Source organism: Vibrio tubiashii, from assembly GCF_028551255.1.
Lineage (GTDB): Bacteria > Pseudomonadota > Gammaproteobacteria > Enterobacterales > Vibrionaceae > Vibrio > Vibrio tubiashii_B.
On the sequence record NZ_CP117029.1, the window covers coordinates 2,676,799 to 2,694,415 of the forward strand.

Below are 17,617 nucleotides of genomic sequence, written 5' to 3' on the forward strand. Positions count from 1 at the left end.
TTCGTTTTCTGTCCCCTTTCTTAAGTAAGAGATTTTAGTGTCATGGATTCCATGCTGCTTTATGTCGTCGACTTGTTCGGTACGGCTATTTTTGCAATTTCAGGTGTTCTATTAGCGGGTCGATTAAAAATGGACCCTTTTGGTGTTGCTGTACTTGGTAGTGTCACCGCGATTGGCGGAGGCACCATCCGTGATATGGCCTTGGGCGCGACGCCGGTTTTCTGGATCACCGATACCAACTATTTGTGGACCATCCTGATTACTTGCTTGCTCACCATGCTTATCGTCAGAAGACCTAAACGTCTCGCATGGTGGATCTTACCTGTCTGTGATGCCATTGGTCTCGCGGTGTTTGTCGGCATTGGTGTTGAAAAAACCATGGCTTACCAAGACTCTGCGCTAGTTGCGATCATTATGGGTGTGATAACAGGCTGTGGCGGCGGTATTATTCGTGACGTACTTGCCCGTGAAGTACCTATGGTTCTTAGAAGTGAAGTGTATGCGACCGCATGTATCATTGGCGGCGCATTCCACACCACCGCTTTAGCCATGGGACAAGACAGTGACACAGCCTTCCTAGCAGGCGTATTCTCAACGCTTCTGATTCGTCTCGGAGCAATTCGCTGGCACTTGTCACTGCCGACGTTTGCTTTGAATCGGTAGCGGGATTATTTCCAAAGGTTTACTTTAATTGTCATTCCTTAGAACGAAGAATGAGTGAGTAAGGAATCTCCAAATCCAATTCGACTTGCTTTAAGAGATCCCCAACTCGTTCGTTCCTCACTCTTGAGGATGACAGTAATAACACGTCTAGGAATGACAAGTAGGTAACGACCCAAATAAAAAAGGTCACCGAAGTGACCTTTTTCGTATTCAATAAGCGCGGATTACTTCTGCACTCGACGCAGTACTTGTTTTAGCAAGTCAAAGTCGTTCGCTAGGTCTTCAGATAGAAGCTCCATGGCTGCGTGCTTAGCAAGTGGCCCTGGAAGTTCGATATCTGAACCTAGTATATCATCGACCACTTCTTTGAACTTAGCTGGGTGTGCAGTACATAGGAACAGACCCGTCTCACCTTCTTGAAGCTGCTCGTCTAGAACGCGGTAAGCGATCGCACCGTGTGGCTCACATAGGTAGCCTTGCTCATGCAGCTCTTTAACTGATTCAGCACTTTGCGCATCAGTGACCGCACCCTTACCAAGCGTCTCTAAGCCCCACTCTTTTACGCGGCATAGCTCTTCGATACGTGGCCAGTTGTTTGGTTGACTAACATCCATCGCATTCGATGTTGTCGCCACTGTTGGCTTAGGATCCCACTCACCCGTTTCTAGGTAGCGTGGCACTGTATCATTAGCGTTAGTCGCGGCAATGAAACGTTTGATTGGCAAACCCAGTGCTTTAGCCAGTAGACCCGCCGTTAAGTTACCAAAGTTACCACTTGGCACAGACACAACTAGGTTTTCACGCTGCTCTTTGCTTAGCTGCGAAGCGGCTTCAAAGTAGTAACAAATTTGCGCCATTAGGCGTGAGATATTGATTGAGTTTGCTGAGTTTAGGCCAATCTCTTCACGCAATGCTGCATCATCAAATGCTTGCTTAACCAAAGCCTGACAAGCGTCGAAGTCGCCATCAATGGCTACTGTATGAATGTTCTTACCTAGGGTACAGAACAGCTTTTCTTGTAGTGGGCTGATCTTACCTTTTGGATATAGGATAACGACATTGATGTCTTCCATTCCATAGAAGGCATGAGCCACTGCTGCACCTGTGTCACCCGAAGTTGCAGTTAGGATGGTGATTTTACCGCCATCAGAAACAGCCGCGAGTGACTGCGCCATAAAGCGACCACCAAAGTCTTTAAACGCTAATGTTGGACCATGGAATAACTCTAGCGCGTATACGCCTTCTTTGACTTTGTTAATTGGCGCTGGGAATTGGAAAGCCGCATCCACTAGAGAGTTCACTTTCTCTTCCGCAAGCTCATCACCAATTAGCGCCGAAAGAATCTTTGTACTACGTGAAACAAAATCTTCTGCTAACAGGGCATCGATATCATCGAACTTAGGCAACTCTTGTGGGAAAAAAAGGCCTTGGTTACGACCTAACCCTTGGCGAACGGCTTGGCCAAAGGATACTTGTTCATCATTTTCTTTTATGTTGTACAGCTTCATAGCTCACTTCCTGTTACGTTCGAACCCTGTTTGTTGAGGCGACAAACATGGACGAATCCTTCTTCATTTTGTACGTAGTTCTGTTCAAGCCAGCGAGCAACTCGCTCAGCGACATCTTTATCTTTACAAATACTAAATAGTGTTGGGCCACTACCAGAAATGCCAGTAGCTAGAGCCCCGGCTGTAGCTGCATATTTACGTGCATCAGCAAAGCCTGGTAGCAGTTTCTCACGATACGGTTCAGCGATCACGTCTTTGATCATCTTCGCTGCCAATTCAGGTTGATTTGAATGACATGCATGGATAAAGCCAGCAAGGTGGCGACCGTGAGCAATGATATCTTGACGGCGATATTGAGAAGGCAAGATCTCGCGCGCTTCAGCGGTTGAAACCTTTATCCCTGGGTAAGCCATTACCCAGTACCAATCGTCAAAGCATGGCACTTCTTGGCTAATAATCCCAAGCTCTTCTAGCATAAGCTGCACGCCACCTAAGTAACATGGCGCAACGTTATCATAGTGGATGCCACCAGAAATTTGGCCTTCCATTTCACCCATGAGTGCGAGCAGTTCTGTCTCATTTAACGGCTCACCATGAAAACGGTTTAGTGCATCAAGCGCGGCAACAATCGAACAGGCACTAGAACCTAATCCAGAGCCGATTGGCATGTTCTTTTCTAACGTCATTTCCAACGCTAGCAGCGCTTCACCTTTTTTGTCTAGCTCTCTGGCAAATACTCGCCAACAGTCATAAACGATATTTTCTTTTGGATCCGCAGGCAGCTTAGAAACAAAGTTACCTGCTGTTTTCAAACTGAATGGTTCGCTACCTGATTTCACTAAAACTCGATCACCGAGCAAAGTGCCATCAATTGGGGACACAGCCGCCCCCAACACGTCGAAACCGACACTAACATTACCAATTGATGCTGGAGCGTAAACTGCTACATCCATACCACGGCTCATATTCTAAACTCCTAGCTTCCAACCTAATGTGCGCATCACGTCTGAGAAAACGCCTGCCGCTGTTACTTCAGTACCCGCACCGTAACCGCGTAATACAAGCGGAATTGGTTGGTAGTAGCGGCTGTAGAATGCCAGTGCGTTCTCACCATCTTTAATCTTAAACATTGGATCATTTTCATCTACTGCGGCAATGCTTACGCGGCATTGGCCATCTGCAATTTCACCCACATAACGCAGTACTTTGCCCTCTTCAGCGGCTTGAGCGGATTGCTGTTTAAAGTAAGCGTCCGCTTCTGGAAGGCGAGCCATAAACTCTTCTACGCTGCCTGAATCATCAAAGCCAGGTGGCAGTGCTTGATCGACGATCACATCTTCAAGCTCAAGGTTCATACCCGCTTCACGAGCAAGAATAAGTAGCTTACGCGCTACATCCATACCTGAAAGGTCATCACGTGGGTCAGGCTCTGTAAAGCCATTGTCTTTGGCAATGTTGGTCGCTTGGCTTAGCGTCATACCTTCATCAAGCTTGCCGAAGATGTAAGAAAGTGAACCAGATAAAATGCCACTAAAGCGTTCAAGTTCGTCACCTGCAGAAATAAGGTTCTGTAGGTTTTCGATAACTGGCAGGCCAGCACCTACCGTTGTTTCGTACATCAATTTGCGGCGAGAGCTACGCGCAACATCGCGCAATTGGTGGTAGTAAGCCATGCTCGACGTATTGGCTTTCTTGTTTGGTGTGACAACGTGGAAGCCTGCTGCCAAGAAATCTGCGTACTGATTGGCGATAGATTCACTTGAAGTACAATCCACCAGCACAGGGTTGATGATGTGGTTACGTTGAACAAGAGAGATCAAGCGAGCCAAAGTAAACTCTTCGGAAGCATCTTTCATGCGATCGCGCCAATGATCGAGCGGTAGCCCTTCGCTATCTAGCAATAAACCCTTGCTGTTTGCTAGGCCACATACTCGTAGGATAATGCCTTTTTCTGCCAATTTAGCTTGCTGACGCTGAATCTGATCCACCAGCTCACCGCCGACACCACCGACACCAACCACAAAGACATCGAGGAAGTGTTTCGAGTTAAATAGATTCTCATGACACGCTTTGATCGCTTCAGAGATCTTATCTTCCGGAATCACCGCTGAGATAGCACGCTCAGAAGAACCTTGTGCAATAGCGACAATGTTGACGTTCACTTCAGCTAGGGAAGAGAAGAATTGCGAAGCCACACCACGTGATGTGCGCATGCCGTCACCCACTAGCGTTACGATAGCCACGTCACTGATAAATTCGACAGGCTCTAGTAGACCGTCTTTAAGCTCAAGCTCGAAAGTCTCGCTCAGTGCTTGCTCAGCAATTTCTTTGTCTTGTGCTTCAATACAGAAACTGATGCTGTATTCAGAAGAAGACTGAGTAATCAGCACAATAGAGACACCTGCTGAGGACATTGCACCGAACACTCGGCTCGCCATGCCAACCATGCCTTTCATACCTGGGCCAGATACGTTAACCATTGTTAAGTCGCTAAGCGTCGTGATCCCTTTAATGGCTAGGTTGTCTTCACCTGTATCTTGACCGATTAAAGTCCCCGCTCCTTGTGGGTTAAAGCTGTTTTTAATCAAACAAGGAATGTGGAACTGAGCGATAGGCGCAATGGTTTTAGGGTGCAGAACGGAAGCACCAAAGTAAGAGAGTTCCATTGCTTCTTGGTAGCTGAGCGATTTAAGTAAACGCGCGTCATCTACTAGGCGAGGGTCACAGTTGTAGACGCCATCTACGTCGGTCCATATCTCACAGCAATCCGCGCGCAGACATGCAGCCAATACTGCCGCTGAGTAATCTGAGCCGTTTCGACCTAGCGTGACCAATTCGCCATCTTCATTACCCGCAGTAAAACCAGGCATGATGTTAACGTGACCTTGAGGAAGAGGATTTTGGCGGAAGTTTTGCGTTGAAACTTCAACATCAACCATAGCTTCTAAATGCTCACCGCGAGCAAATAGGTATTGAACAGGATCAATCAGACTCGCCGCTTGTCCTTTCGCTTCTAATACCGCCTTCATTAGTTGGATAGAAACGCGCTCACCTTTACTGATAATGCGAGCATTAACGTTGTCTGGGCACATGCCTAACAGGTTGATGCCATGAACGAATTGACGTAACTGGGTTAGAGAAGTTTTAACTTGGTTGTCGTAACCACTGCCATCAATGTTTGGCAGCACTTGTTTGATATCTTGGAAAAGGTCGCGGAAAGAATCTTCGAGCTCGGCAATTTGCAGCTCAGCCTCTCCATTTTTTAACGCGCCTTCAATCACAGAAACTAACTTATTGGTGGTTTTACCCGGTGCTGAAAGCACAACCGCCACTTCTTCTTGCTGGGCATTATTAGCAATGATATCTGCCGCTCTTAAAAAACGATCAGCATCCGCTAATGATGAACCTCCAAACTTTAAAACTCGCATCCCTTCCTCCAAATAGGTCATAAATTGGCATAAAAAAAGGCCTGTATCTGGTGGGATACAGGCCTTTTTTTAAAATTTCTTTCGCTTAGCAGCCTGCCCCAACAATAGCGATGTCGGTAATAATAATGGTTGTGGTCATTACTAGGCGTTGGTGCTGCATATTCTTAATTATCTTTACGATGTGTGTTTGCTTACCTATACGTTTACCTTATTTTTCCTGCTCTCGTCAACGAAAAGTTACTATTTTTTGTTCACACTCAGGCTCACTCGCATTCACAACATCTCATCATGTTAATCATCGATTGCAACAATCAATGAAACCATTAGCACATATCATAATAACTAATTGCTATATAAAACTTGCAACTAGTTCGTTCGTTTTATGCTTTAATTAGTTTTGCAGTGGAAAGCAGACAATAACAAAGGAGTGGCATATGAAAATAATCCTAAGCCTATCAGCGCTACTATGCGCCTGCCCGTTGTTTGCAACCGAACTGCCTCCCTTACCTTCTCAGCAATCCACTTCGCCACATAAGATCTTTTTATCGACTGAAAACGATCAGTATGATTTTGATTCTTGGAAAATTGATGGTGGCTACTCTTACAATCTGTTCGACAAAGTCGATCTTTATGTCGGTGCGCGACTTAACAATAACGATAAGATCAATGAGACAGGTTTCCTTAGTGGTGTGAGTTACCAATTGACACCAAGAGTTTCAGTACAAAGTACCTTGCACTCCTACAGCGATGAGACCTTATCAGAAGGGAAAGAATCCAGTATAGCGGCCGAAGTATCGAGCCGGATGAAACTCACAGACAACTTAGATGTGCATGCCACTCTCGACTACCAAGAGTGGCAAAAAGGAGTTGAAGTAGGGCTAGGCTTTAGGTTCTAGCTCCAATCTAGCAGTTCGGTAGACATTAAAACGCCATTCCAATCCGCATAGATATAATCGCCAGGTTGAATCATCTGGTTATGTATTGTCAGTGTGACATTCACTTCCCCAGCACCACGTTTCTCTGTCTTAAATGGACAAGTCCCCAAGGCTTTAATACCTAACTCCATTTCAGCCATCATGCCAACATCTCGAACGGCACCATTGACGATCACACCTTCCCAGTTGTTATCGATAGCCAAGATCGCCAGTTGATCGCCTAACAAGGCTTTCTGGCAAGAACCATGTCCATCAACAACCAGTACTTTTCCCGTACCATCTTGGCTCAGCATTTCTCTAACTTTTGAATTATCGTGATAGCAGCGCACCGTGACAATTTCGCCGTAAAAAGCAAATTTTTGACCAAAGCTGTGCAGAGGTAACTCTAGCAGAGTGACCTTTTCTTCATGCTTATCACAAATATCAGGGGTTATATCTTTCATTTTTCCTCCATGAACTTCCAAAATTAAAAATCGAATCCTATCGACAGCGGCTGCGCCAATTGCCTAGCGCGATCTTGCTTTGATCTTCTAAGCAGGAAAGGAGAAATAGCCTCTCTCCTTCGACATAATAGATGGCGTTTTGTTGGTATTTTCGCCCTAACTCTAACGCCTCGTATTGGCTAATCTGAACAGCAAAACTCTCTTCAAACCAAGAAAAATCCTCATTGCCCACTTGGACGCTACACCAACAAGTATGGCTCACTTCTTGAGCTAAGTGTTGATTATTTCTGTCATTATCACTTTTTGACAGCCAAATACTTTTCGGGTTCCAAGCTGTAACAATAGCAAACTGGCTGCACATTAGATGTCGCTCAAAACGAAAGTAAGGATCGCAGTAGGCCTGCCAGAGGTCAGAATCAATTGCCATAAAATCACAAGTTATACATTTAATAGATACTATTAATATTTGTTACATTCTAACTCTTGATATAAATCAACAAAGTGATTGGAATTAACATTTCTACGTTGTTAGCATGCTGTTAACATTATAGAATCCGCCTCAAAGACTAGTAGAATGTAGAGGATTAGGGACCTCTTCAGCGTAGAAAAGCAGCACCAAGGATGGCGGGCGATCAAAGAGAGTGTATTTTTACAGTCTTTGGTTTATTATCAACATCACATTACCTGTATGTTATGTTTTTGCCTAGAATTTATTCTATTAGCACAAATTTTTCACAAGTTTAGGTACCGCCAATGCAAACCCCGCACATTCTTATTGTTGAAGATGAGCAAGTAACTCGTAACACTCTAAAGAGTATTTTTGAAGCAGAGGGATACGCTGTTTTTGAGGCCAGTGACGGTGAAGAGATGCACCAGGTGCTGTCTGATAACCAAGTGAACTTGGTCATTATGGACATCAACCTACCAGGCAAGAATGGTCTACTGCTCGCTCGCGAACTGCGTGAGCAAGCTAACGTTGCACTAATGTTCTTAACAGGCCGTGACAATGAAGTTGATAAGATTCTTGGTCTAGAAATCGGTGCTGACGATTACATCACTAAACCGTTTAACCCACGTGAACTGACTATCCGTGCTCGCAACCTACTGAATCGCTCGATGAATTCAAGCGCAGTTAGCGAAGAAAAGCGCAGCGTAGAGAAATACGAGTTCAATGGTTGGGTACTTGATATCAACAGTCGCTCACTGGTTAGCCCAAGCGGCGATGGCTACAAGCTACCGCGTTCTGAGTTCCGTGCTCTACTTCACTTCTGTGAAAACCCTGGCAAGATTCAGACACGTGCAGACCTGCTGAAGAAAATGACAGGTCGCGAACTTAAGCCTCACGACCGTACTGTTGACGTAACGATTCGTCGTATTCGTAAGCACTTTGAATCAGTTTCTGGTACACCAGAAATCATTGCAACGATTCACGGTGAAGGCTACCGCTTCTGTGGTGATCTAGAAGAGTAATCAACTCTTTATCAAAAAATGGAGCCAATCGGCTCCATTTTTGTATATATTGGATATAAAAATGCTCGCTATTTAGCGAGCATTTTTTCATTCGTTGTTAGGGTCTGTTGACCTAGGTTAGCCGCGGCCACCTTTGATAGCATCGATGATCTCAGTCGTCGAACAACCATCTTCAAAGTTAAGCACTTTAACTTCACCACCATTAGCGATCACTTCTTTACCACCCGCAATCTCTTCAGGTTTGTAGTCACCGCCTTTTACTAGCAAGTCAGGTAGAACCTCAGAGATCAAACGCTGCGGTGTGTCTTCACCAAAAGGCACCACCCAATCAACCGCACCAAGACCTGCTAATACTGCCATACGACGATCAGTAGGGTTCACCGGACGGCCTGGGCCTTTAAGGCGTTTCACCGATTCATCGGTATTAACAGCAACAATCAAGCGATCGCCTAGCTCAGCAGCGTGGTTTAGGTAAGAGACATGACCTGCGTGAAGAATATCAAAACAGCCATTAGTCATGACAACCTTCTCGCCTTTTGACTGTGCTTTCTTAACCGCTTCAATCAGCGCCTGCTCACCAATCACACCAAAGTCGGTATCTTGGCTACCATGTACCGCTTCAGCAAGTTCAATAGTTGAAACGGTTGATGTACCGAGCTTACCAACAACAACGCCAGCTGCAGCATTGGCAAGTGCGCAAGCTTGATCCAACGGTTTACCCGCTGCGACAGAAGCTGCCAGTACAGAGATTACCGTATCACCCGCACCCGTTACGTCGTAGACTTCTTTCGCTTGAGTTGGAAGGTGGAAAGGTTCTTGATCACGGCGTAGTAGTGTCATGCCATGCTCACTGCGAGTCACCAGTAGTGCTTCGAAGTCAAATTCTTCAATCAGTGCTAAACCTTTCTCGACTAGCTCTTCATCCGTTTTTACCTTACCAACCACATGCTCAAATTCCGCCATGTTTGGCGTCAGTAGCGTCGCACCACGGTAACGTTCAAAGTCCGCACCTTTCGGGTCGATAAATACTGGCACTTTAGCGGCGCGTGCTTTTTGGATGAACTGCTGAACATGCTCTAGTGCGCCTTTAGCGTAATCAGATAGCACCACTGACTTCACTTTTGGTAGCGCTTGTTCCATACGATCGAGAATCAGCTCAGCATCAACGTTTTCAAATTTGTCTTCAAAGTCTAAACGAATCAGTTGCTGACCGCGGCTTAATACGCGCAGCTTAGTAATCGTTGGGTAGTTTGGCAATCCAACAAAATCACATTTCACTTTTAGAGCTGAAAGCGTCTCGTTAAGTACTTTGGCAGGTTCATCAATCCCTGTTAAACCAACAATATGAGCATGACCACCAAGTGAGGCGATATTCATCGCAACGTTGGCAGCACCACCAGGACGCTCTTCATTGTTTTCTACTTTTACTACAGGCACTGGTGCTTCAGGTGAAATGCGCCCTGTTGGCCCATACCAATAGCGATCTAACATCACGTCGCCGATAATAAGCACGCCAGAATCACTGTAGTTCGGTAGGATTGGCTTCATTGTGGTTCTCCAAATTCTAATTCGGGCAAGAGTTTAGCATAAAGGCTCGACGTTATTCTAACCACTCGTGCCATAGCTTAGTCACAAGCTCACGCTCTTTGACTAATTTTTCGTCTGCCACATCGGCATCGAGGTTTAATAAGTTGCGATGATGGATCTGATCTCGCATTGTCGTGTAGGCATAAGTGAGCGCCATAGCAGCCCCTTCATCCATAATGCCTTGTGCCATCATGCTTTCAAATATACGTACATTGTCACTCCAGCGAGTAAGCTTAGGCTTTTGATGACTGTAGCGTAAGACAAGGTATTGAGCTAAAAATTCAACGTCGGTGATACCGCCCGGATCTTGTTTGAGCATAAAGCGCCCTGCTTTCTTGCCGCCCAAGTGATCACGCATTTTGACCCGCATTTCAGAGACATCTTTAACCAGTTTAGCTTCATCACGCTCTAGGCAAAGAATATCGTGGCGTGTTTGTGCAAAAGCTTGCTGCAGAGGCGCATCCCCGTAAATCATCCGCGCCCGGACGAGTGCCTGATGCTCCCAAGTCCAAGCCTCATCACGCTGATACTCATCAAACGCGTCAGTAGGGCTTACCAATAAGCCAGAAGCGCCAGAAGGGCGTAAGCGAGTGTCGACTTCATACAGTATCCCTGATGCGGTTCGCGTAGAGAAGATATGAATCACGCGTTGCGCTAAGCGTAAGTAGAACTGGCGGCCATCAATCTCTTTTTTACCATCGGTATAAACGTGGACCGGGCAGTCATGCATAAAGACGATATCTAAGTCCGAGTTATAGCCAAGCTCCCAGCCCCCTACTTTACCGTAGCCAACCACTGCAAAGCCTTTGCCATCGCGTTCTTTAATATGAGTCGGCTCACCATATTTCTCGGTCATCTGTAGCCATGCTTGGTTGACTACCGACTCAACGATCGCTTCTGCAAGGTAAGTTAAGTGATCACTCACTTTCATCACAGGTAAAACACCCGCAATATCTGCTGCTGCAATTCTTAAGATACAGATCTGCTTAAACTGACGCAGCGCCTCCATCTGCTGCTCCATATCATCTTCTGGGATGCGAGCCAGGAAGTCGCGGAGTTCAGTGCGATAGCTTTCAAGTGGGACTGGGTTGTATAGCTGCTGTGGGTCAATAAGCTCATCAAGCAAGATAGGATAACGACCCAGTTGCTCAGAAATCATCGGGCTTGCGGTACACAAACGAACGAGCTGGACTAGAGCCGCTTGGTGCTCATCGAGTAGCTCTAAATAGGTTGTTCGAGTGACAATCTTATGCAGTAAATGCAACACGCGCGGCAGGCCAAACTTGGCATCTTGATGGCTATAGATGGCCGAGAAAATCTTCGGCATCAGCTTGTTGAGCACTTCACGGCCACGCGGACCAAGCGTTTTCTTAGCCAAATCTTGCTTAAATTGGATAATGGTTTGCGCCATTTGCTGCGGATCATCGGCTTGAATATCATGCTCTAAGATATGCTCAATCACATCTTGCTTAGCCGCCATATCCCACAGCTCGGTAAAGTGCTTGGCAATATCTTGCTGCTCTTCCTCTTCTTCACCAATCAAAGTGGCAAAAACGGCATGAACATTGGCCATATGCTGTTGCACATCAGCAATAAGATCTTGCCACTGGCTATAGCCCATCGCTACCGCTAGCTGAAGCTGTTCAGTGTCCGATTCTGGCAAGGTCTGCGTTTGCTTATCTGCCATTGCCTGCAGTAAGTTTTCTAAGCGACGTAAAAACTTATACGCATTGCGTAAATGATCGGTTTCTTTGGCACTCAGCTGTTCTAACTCTTCAATCGCATCAAGTGTATCTAACAAGCCACGTTGACGTAAGCTTGGTTCGCGGCCACCGCGGATAAGCTGAAACACTTGAGCAATAAATTCAATTTCACGTATGCCGCCCGCACCAAGCTTAATATTGTTGCTCAGCCCGCGGCGACGCACTTCGCTACTAATCATCGATTTCATACGGCGCAATGATTGAATCGCACTAAAATCAATGTAGCGACGGAAAACGAATGGGCGCAGCATCTGACGTAACTCTTGGTATTCAGGGTACATCTCGCGCCCCATCACACGCGCCTTGATCATCGCGTAACGTTCCCAATCGCGCCCTTGCTCTTGGTAGTAATCTTCTAGTGCTGCGTAACTCATCACTAGTGGTCCACTATCTCCAAACGGACGCAGGCGCATATCAACTCGGTAACAGAAACCATCGAAAGTCTGCTGATCGAGCGCTTTAATGATCCGTTGACCTAAACGAGTAAAAAATTGAGCATTGGCGATACTGCGACGAGCACCTTGAGTTTCACCGTTTTCTGGATAGGTAAAGATCAGATCGATATCCGATGAGAAATTAAGCTCCCCACCGCCAAGTTTACCCATACCAATAATCAGCATCGGCTGCGCTTCACCTTGCGCATTGGTCGGCGTTCCCCACAACTCACAACACGCTTTGTACTGCCATTGGTAGGTTTCGAAAATCATCGCTTCCGCAAGCTGCGATAGGTGCTCTAGGCTCTGCTCTAATGGCCATGACGCTGTAAAGTCTCGCCACGCAATATAAGTCATCTCTCGGTTACGAAACTGCCTTAACACCCGGTGACCTTGCATTTCATCACTACAAGGTTCAAGTAACTGTGATAAACGTTGTCGGTACTGCTCGCAGCGCGACTCTTCGGCTAACATGGCAGGAAGTGCCTGAACTAACTCTTCGTCGCTACTTAAAGTTTGGCTAATAAACTTACTCAAGCCAGTCACGTAGCCAAGCTGTTCTTTTAGAACCATTGGCCAACTATTTAACGCTTGAGAGGTAGAGAGTGATTCGAGAGCAGAGTGAGAAATTGCAGTAAGACTTTCGGGCAGTTGCATGATTCTTCCTTGTAGAGAAATACCAATCGAGAGAAGGGTAATCCCTTATTTATACCAATAAAAAACGCCCACTAGTAGCCAGTGAGCGTTTATAAGGAGTAAGTTGAGAAGCTAGACTTTAAATGAAGTGATCTTCTTATCTAACTCTTCCGCGTTTTGCTGCATAATTTCAGACGTTTCAAGTAGCTCAGAAACCACAGTAACCGAGGCCTCAACCAGTTCACGAACATTGGTTAGGTTCTGATTCATCTCTTCCGCTACGCTGCTTTGTTGACCGGCTGCCGTTGCAATTTGGAAGTTCATGTCGTTGATCTGGTGAACTTGACCAACAATGCCATCCAACTCGCTGCCCGCATTAGTTACAAGCTCTACCCCTTCTGCCGCTTCAACAACGCTCTTCTCCATCAATTCAACCGCCGAGTTGGCACTTGATTGCAATTGAGTGATCATCTCTTGAATTTCAACGGTCGCTTGTTGGGTACGCTGTGCTAGGTTACGTACTTCATCGGCAACCACAGCAAAGCCACGACCGGCTTCACCCGCACGGGCAGCCTCAATAGCAGCATTCAAAGCCAATAGGTTAGTCTGCTCTGAAATACCTTGAATGGTACCGACCACGCTACCGATAGAGTCAACGCTCTCTTCGACTTGGTTCACCGCTTGAGCAGAAGCAGAAATATCTTGTGACAGCTCACTAATCTTAACCACTGTATCTTGTACAAAACGCTGACCGGTTGCTGCCTGCCCTGACGCACTTTCCGTCAATGTTGACGCGTTTTGTGCATGATCCGCGACGGTTTGCACTGTCGAGGTCATCTCACTCATCGCCGTTGCCAGTTGGTCGATCTCATTGAATTCTTCCTGTGCCGACTCTTTGGTCTCGGACATACTAAGCGTCATCACCTCAGTTAGTCCCGCAAGCTCTTGAGAAGCACCAACCTGCAATTTGATCATCTCTTGCAGCTGTACTCGCGTTTTTTCTAGCTCACGTGCAACGTCACCGTACTCGTCTTTACATTCCATTTCGATTGGCACTGACAAGTCTTTCTCTGCCATGGTTCTAATCGAGTCGCTAAGGTATTGGGTCTGGCGCAGCATCACACGTGCAGCAAATAACAGAAGGATAACGAAGACCACGATCATGATGACGGTTTGCCATACAACCTGGACTAAATAGGCTTCATAGTGCTGTTGTGCTACTTGCGCATTTTGTGTCGCTGCTAGCAGTGCATCGTAAAATGTACTCGCATCCCACAACTGCTTGCCGATGATCAATAACGTACTGAACACCATCAGCATTACCATTTTAGGAACAAGGCGAATATCCGTGATCACGCGTTCCCATGGCTTAAATGCCATCTTGGTCATTGTCCATTCTCCATTTCGTCAATTTTATCTTTGCAGCGCTTTGTACTAGAGTGAGCGTAACTGAGACCCAATCCTCTGGTTTCACTGCAATTTATTTATTTCGAGCCTCGTATGAATAAAGATAATATCAAAGACGATACAAAACCGATGAGCTTGCTATCACTAATCCTGTCTTTTATGGCTCTAATTGTGATCTCTGGCTTATTGTTTTTTCCATTACGCCCAGAAACTCGACAAGTACTTATCGGCCTCGACTTTATAATCTGTAGCATATTCCTCCTACAACTCAGCGTAGATTTGATCCGTGCTCCAAATCGGATGCAATTTATGAAACGCCATTGGATAGACTTTGTGGCAAGTATCCCGATGATCGAACCACTACGCTACGCACGATTATTTTCAATTTTACGAGTGATCTTGGTTATTCGATCGAGTCGCAGCGTGATCAAGCAACTGCTCAAGAACAAGCATGAAACGACATTAGCGTCGATCTTATTGCTTATGGTGATCTTACTCACCGCGGGATCAAGCATGATGCTGTTTATTGAAGGCCACTCACCGGATGCCAATATTCATGATGGTGGCGATGCAATGTGGTGGGCGCTAGTGACAATTTCAACGGTCGGTTATGGGGACCACTACCCCGTCACCAACGCAGGACGAATTTTAGCGGCGGGGTTGATCATTTGTGGTGTAGGTTTGTTTGGTATGATTTCTGGCCTAGTTACCTCGATGATTACTTCCCCGTCAAAAGTACAGACCACGCGTTCAGAAAATAAAGAACGCTTGCTGCTTGAGTTAGTCGAAAAACAAAACCAAATACTTGAACGCTTAGATCAGTTGGAAAGAAATCAAGACAGACAAAAACGGGAACCCTGAGGTTCCCGTTATCAATTAATCTTGCCAGTATGGCTCGGCTTCGATGCAGATGACTCGCGTCTGCTCCATCGCATGTAAGATTGAGCTTTCTTGTCTTGCTAACCAGCGCTCTAATTGCTCACGCTCTTCACCTTCAAGCTTCTCAACCAGTTGTTCTAAGGTTTTTAGTTTAAGCAGGTCATCAGTACCATGCAGCAAATCACTCCACGGTAAGCGGAAGCTATCGCGCTCATCAAAATCGAACAGGCTCGCAAAACTTACCCCTGTATAGAGGTTACGCATCAAGCGGTATTGCTGCTCTATATAGTCGGCACTCGTTAGGCTTCTTTCTGGTGGAAAAGCTTCCATCAACTCAGCCCAAGTCCGGTCCAATTGCTGAACGGAAAAGTGCTCAATATTAAGTGACATCTTCTCACGGGATTTTTCATCTAAGAAAGGCTGCCAACCGCGCGTCAGGATCCAACGACTCAGATCGAGCAACAGACCTGTGTAGCGCGCAGAGTTGAGCAGCTCTAAAATCTGATCGCGACTTGGTAGCTGCTCTTGCATCAGTTTGAGCTCACCAACAAGGAATTTACGTGCGTCCAATTTACGCAGCGCATGGCCTTTGTCATCGAGAAGGTCATCTAAATAGTCGTAGTCATGCAACCATTCGAGGTCTTGCTCTAGCCATTTCAACTCTTGACGTAAGATAGCGCTCGCTCGACGAGGGACGACGCCACCATAAACGGTCAAGATCTGACGAATAAAGCTGATCGAGTTTTTGATTTCATGAACCGCTTCAATAGAATCACGCTCTGAAAAAATCTGCTCGTGGTAATGCCAATGAGACAGCGCATGCTCTAGAGAATTGATAAAGCAAGATTCAACCGTATCGCTTTTGTCAGTCTTAACCAAAGGCAGTGGCTTAACTTCATCACCTTGGTAATCCATCGCCAAACGGTAGCCTTTAGCCGCTTTACTTAAGTTACCAAGACGCATCCCACCTTGCTCAGAGAAACTTCTTGCCAACGTAAACAAGGCATCGGTTTGACCCGACTTCAACTCAAGCTCCACTTCACAAATAGGATCTTCTTTACCATTTGCTTCTACTTTACCTTGGTCAAAGGCCACTTCGACTTGGCTACCGTCAGGCATCCCAATCAACCATTGTTCACGGGTAAAGTTAGTGGCAAACAGTGGCTGTAGCTCAGCTTGTAACGTCGCTACATCTTTGCCTGCAGGCCAAATATCTAGTGGATGAAGGGTAAGCTCTGGGTCGTTGCTGTCGTGTTCAGCGTTGAATTCCGGTCTTTGATGTAGACCCGCAACCACGCGTCCGGCAGTTTTCACCGTTTGCACATAAACATCGTCAAAACGACGAATACGAAGGCCAATATCGTGTTGACGCAACCATTGGTCAGGCGTATCGAAATAGGTGTTACCTAACTCTCGACAACTGTGCTGAAGTACCTTGGTTTCTGATATTTTCTGACGCAAAGTCTCTGAAAATTCGGGAGAAACAAAAAACTTCAGTTCTATCTCGGTTTCCATAGCTATACCTTTCAAAGCAGATAGAGACAGGATATTGCCAATTTTCTTACTCGGCAAGAAAGAAATATCGCGCTAATGATGATCTAAAACAGTTTTAATGAGTGATTTAATGGGTTAACATGCGCGCCTTTATAGCCATCGTTCAACATTTCGCCATGAAATGGTGTATGTTAGTTTTTAGGTTATATTAATTGGGTTGAATGACCATGCCAGTAAATACAATTATGGGGTTATTTGCAAAGTCCCCTATTAAACCTTTGCAGCGCCACGTTGTGTGTGTAAACGAATGTTGCTCGCATCTCGTTAACTTCTTTGAAGTAAGTTCAAAGGGTGACTGGGAAAAAGCATCTGAAATTCGTGCACAGATTTCTCACCTAGAGAAAGAAGCAGACGTACTAAAGCGCGAAATTCGTCTTAAACTTCCTCGCGGTTTGTTTATGCCAGTAGATCGTAGCGATATGCTTGAACTACTTACTCAGCAAGACAAACTAGCAAACCTTGCAAAAGACATTGCTGGCCGAGTATATGGCCGTCAATTGACTATCCCTGCACCTCTTCAAGAAAACTTCATTGCGTACGTAAAGCGTTGTTTAGACGCAGCAGAACAAGCGCAGAAAGTTATCAATGAGCTTGATGAGTTATTGGAAACTGGATTTAAAGGCCGTGAAGTAACACTTGTGGCTGAAATGATCCACCAACTGGATGTGATTGAGGACGACACTGACGCGATGCAGATTCAACTTCGCCAAGACCTAATGGCGATTGAAGCGGATCTGAATCCGATTGATGTGATGTTCCTTTACAAAATTCTAGAGTGGGTAGGTGGTATTGCTGATCAGGCGCAACGTGTTGGTGCGCGTCTGGAAGTGATGCTATCTCGCTCATAAACATAAGTTAACCAAATAACGAAGAGCATCTAACTAGTTCACACCCCTGCTAGGCGATAAAT

The 17,617-nt window shown here is 45.9% G+C and carries 14 protein-coding genes and 1 other annotated feature; of the genes, 5 read left to right on the top strand and 9 right to left on the bottom strand.

The features are described from left to right. Positions 1 to 42 precede the first annotated feature (42 nt). Positions 43 to 663 (top strand): TRIC cation channel family protein, encoded by a 621-nt coding sequence (locus LYZ37_RS12270; RefSeq protein WP_171323147.1) that lies wholly within the window; start codon positions 43 to 45, stop codon positions 661 to 663. 224 nt (positions 664 to 887) lie between these two features. On the opposite strand, the gene thrC is transcribed toward LYZ37_RS12270, so the two are convergent. Genes thrC through thrA form a run of 3 tightly spaced genes read right to left on the bottom strand, consistent with a single transcriptional unit; the run spans position 888 to position 5,599 of the window. Further along, entirely contained in the window at positions 888 to 2,171 is a 1,284-nt protein-coding gene (thrC, locus tag LYZ37_RS12275; protein ID WP_272785663.1) for a threonine synthase, read from the bottom strand. Then, positions 2,168 to 3,124, bottom strand: a complete 957-nt coding sequence (thrB, locus tag LYZ37_RS12280; RefSeq protein WP_004743205.1) for a homoserine kinase — start codon at positions 3,122 to 3,124, stop codon at positions 2,168 to 2,170. Before thrB ends, thrC begins: the two co-directional genes overlap by 4 nt. Positions 3,125 to 3,139: 15 nt before the next feature. Beyond that, a complete protein-coding gene (gene thrA, locus LYZ37_RS12285; protein ID WP_272785664.1) occupies positions 3,140 to 5,599 on the bottom strand; it encodes a bifunctional aspartate kinase/homoserine dehydrogenase I in 2,460 nt (819 codons plus the stop codon). 30 nt (positions 5,600 to 5,629) lie between these two features. Continuing rightward, positions 5,630 to 5,749 (bottom strand) — a sequence feature (Thr leader region). Positions 5,750 to 6,033: 284 nt separating this feature from the next. Between thrA and LYZ37_RS12290 the strand changes: the two genes are divergently transcribed. Next, positions 6,034 to 6,495 carry a hypothetical protein gene (locus tag LYZ37_RS12290; protein WP_069667178.1) on the top strand — a complete coding sequence of 154 codons (462 nt, stop codon included), beginning with the start codon at positions 6,034 to 6,036 and terminating at the stop codon, positions 6,493 to 6,495. Here LYZ37_RS12290 and LYZ37_RS12295 read toward each other — a convergent pair. Next, the gene (locus LYZ37_RS12295) at positions 6,492 to 6,977 is read right to left on the bottom strand and encodes a putative 4-hydroxy-4-methyl-2-oxoglutarate aldolase (protein ID WP_272785665.1); all 486 of its coding nucleotides are present in this window, start codon (positions 6,975 to 6,977) and stop codon (positions 6,492 to 6,494) included. The two genes, LYZ37_RS12290 and LYZ37_RS12295, sit on opposite strands and share 4 nt — an antisense overlap. Before the next feature lie 37 nt (positions 6,978 to 7,014). Continuing rightward, entirely contained in the window at positions 7,015 to 7,404 is a 390-nt protein-coding gene (locus LYZ37_RS12300; protein WP_272785666.1) for a DUF3293 domain-containing protein, read from the bottom strand. A 326-nt stretch (positions 7,405 to 7,730) separates the two neighbouring features. On the opposite strand from LYZ37_RS12300, the gene arcA reads away from it, so the two are divergent. Further along, positions 7,731 to 8,447, top strand: coding sequence for a two-component system response regulator ArcA (arcA, locus tag LYZ37_RS12305; RefSeq protein WP_038202903.1), 717 nt, complete (start codon positions 7,731 to 7,733; stop codon positions 8,445 to 8,447). A 117-nt stretch (positions 8,448 to 8,564) separates the two neighbouring features. Here arcA and hldE read toward each other — a convergent pair whose 3' ends face one another. From hldE to LYZ37_RS12320, 3 genes are all read right to left on the bottom strand, one after another. Beyond that, positions 8,565 to 9,995: a bifunctional D-glycero-beta-D-manno-heptose-7-phosphate kinase/D-glycero-beta-D-manno-heptose 1-phosphate adenylyltransferase HldE gene (gene hldE, locus LYZ37_RS12310; RefSeq protein WP_272785667.1), complete on the bottom strand. Its 1,431-nt coding sequence runs from the start codon at positions 9,993 to 9,995 to the stop codon at positions 8,565 to 8,567. 52 nt (positions 9,996 to 10,047) lie between these two features. Continuing rightward, positions 10,048 to 12,888, bottom strand: coding sequence for a bifunctional [glutamate--ammonia ligase]-adenylyl-L-tyrosine phosphorylase/[glutamate--ammonia-ligase] adenylyltransferase (glnE, locus tag LYZ37_RS12315; RefSeq protein ID WP_272785668.1), 2,841 nt, complete (start codon positions 12,886 to 12,888; stop codon positions 10,048 to 10,050). Between the two features lie 111 nt (positions 12,889 to 12,999). Further along, a complete protein-coding gene (locus LYZ37_RS12320; RefSeq protein WP_272785669.1) occupies positions 13,000 to 14,256 on the bottom strand; it encodes a methyl-accepting chemotaxis protein in 1,257 nt (418 codons plus the stop codon). A 111-nt stretch (positions 14,257 to 14,367) separates the two neighbouring features. Here LYZ37_RS12320 and LYZ37_RS12325 point away from each other — a divergent pair, with 111 nt between their 5' ends. Beyond that, positions 14,368 to 15,135, top strand: a complete 768-nt coding sequence (locus tag LYZ37_RS12325; protein WP_272785670.1) for a potassium channel family protein — start codon at positions 14,368 to 14,370, stop codon at positions 15,133 to 15,135. 15 nt (positions 15,136 to 15,150) lie between these two features. Here the strand turns inward: LYZ37_RS12325 and LYZ37_RS12330 are convergent, their stop codons facing one another. Next, positions 15,151 to 16,668, bottom strand: a complete 1,518-nt coding sequence (locus tag LYZ37_RS12330) for a CYTH and CHAD domain-containing protein (protein ID WP_272785671.1) — start codon at positions 16,666 to 16,668, stop codon at positions 15,151 to 15,153. A gap of 206 nt (positions 16,669 to 16,874) precedes the next feature. Here LYZ37_RS12330 and LYZ37_RS12335 point away from each other — a divergent pair, with 206 nt between their 5' ends. Further along, positions 16,875 to 17,555: a TIGR00153 family protein gene (locus LYZ37_RS12335; RefSeq protein WP_069667294.1), complete on the top strand. Its 681-nt coding sequence runs from the start codon at positions 16,875 to 16,877 to the stop codon at positions 17,553 to 17,555. The last annotated feature ends 62 nt before the right edge of the window (positions 17,556 to 17,617 follow it).